This window comes from Allobosea sp. CER48, assembly GCF_044752385.1.
Classification (GTDB): Bacteria; Pseudomonadota; Alphaproteobacteria; order Rhizobiales; family Beijerinckiaceae; genus Allobosea.
Genome location: NZ_JBIWYK010000678.1, coordinates 1 through 1,301 on the forward strand (window position 1 = coordinate 1; position 1,301 = coordinate 1,301).

The following is a 1,301-nucleotide window of genomic DNA, read 5'->3' on the forward strand; positions in this document are numbered from 1 at the left end:
ATAGAATTTTCTTCTCTTGTTCGGGTAAGACGAATTGCGCCCGAGAACCTTGCATGGGCGGGAACGAGCAGTTCCGAGAAGGCGGGCCGAGGCCGGCCCACTTGCCGCCCAGCGCCGTCCGGCGAGGGCTCGCCAGATACGAAAGACCCCGCGCCGAAGGCACGGGGTCTCGATAGATCAATCCTTCCGGCCGCTTGCCGCTCAATCGTCGCGGAAGACGCGCTCGTTGCGCTCATGGCGCTCCTGCGCTTCCAGCGACAGGGTGGCGATCGGGCGGGCTTCGAGGCGCTTCAGCGAAATCGGCTCGCCGGTCTCCTCGCAGTATCCATAGGAGCCGTCGTCGATCCGGGAAATCGCGGCGTCGATCTTGGCGATGAGCTTGCGCTGGCGATCGCGGGCGCGCAGCTCGATGGCGCGGTCGGTCTCGGAGGAGGCCCTGTCCGCGATATCCGGGTGATTCTCGTTCTCGCTCTGCAGGGTGGCGAGTGTCTCCTTCGCTTCCTTCAGGATCTCGTCCTTCCAGGCGAGGAGCTTGCCGCGGAAATACTCACGTTGACGATCGTTCATGAACGGCTCGTCATCGCTCGGCTTGTAGTCCGCATCGAGGATGATCTGCTTCGACATGGGCCCGCTCTCTGAGTTGTCCGCTCACGCGCCCACCGGCTTTGCCGCGGGAGGGTGAGCCGATTTGGCGCCCTTATAGCGATCCGTTTCAACCGGAACAATCGCTTCTGACAGGCCTTCAACTGCTTCGTGATCATCGCGCCGGAATCGCGGTTCTGAGGCGATTTTCGGGCCGTTTCCGATCACTTCATGTCCTTGATCGCGTGGGCGACATCCGCCTCCACGAGGCGGGCGATCGGCTGGCGATAGTGCGTGTGGTCGAAGAACAGCGCTGAGTCGCTCAGTTCGGGCCGGTCCAGGCGCCAGTCGATGAGGGTTGTCCGGGGCCGGCGCGCTGCCAGCTCTGCGAAGGCGGAGCGGCACGCGGCATCCGCGGCCGCATCGCGCGTACCGGGTTTCGGCAGCGCGGTGACATAGGCAGGCGGGCGCAGCAGAATCAGCGCCGTCTCGGCGGGAGCGGCAGCCATGAGCCTCTCCAGCGCCTCGGCCGCAGGGAAGGGCCCCTCGACGTTGTCGCCGCCGGTCTCGGTCGGCACATCCAGCTTTGCGCGCAGAACCGGGTTGGTTTCGTACCCTTGATCCCGGTAGCCCGCCTCGTAGTCCCAATAGCCGTCGGGCCGGGCACGGACAGGCTCCTTGGACAAGGCATAGCCGATGCGACGCGGGATTTCCTCGAG

Annotated in this window: 1 protein-coding gene and 1 pseudogene; both read right to left on the reverse strand. The window is 65.0% G+C overall.

Annotated features, from left to right (window positions below; all coding sequences use genetic code 11):
• Positions 1-201: 201 nt before the first annotated feature.
• Positions 202-624 carry an RNA polymerase-binding protein DksA gene (dksA, locus tag ACIPIA_RS16505; protein WP_400511058.1) on the reverse strand — a complete coding sequence of 141 codons (423 nt, stop codon included), beginning with the start codon at positions 622-624 and terminating at the stop codon, positions 202-204.
• Between the two features lie 182 nt (positions 625-806).
• Positions 807-1,301 (reverse strand): annotated as a pseudogene (locus ACIPIA_RS16510) (hypothetical protein); the annotation flags it as partial.

Coding starts and splice junctions, on each gene's coding strand:
- dksA (WP_400511058.1), bottom strand. CDS start 624: ATGTCGAAGCAGATCATCCTCGATGCGGACTACAAGCCGAGCGATGAC.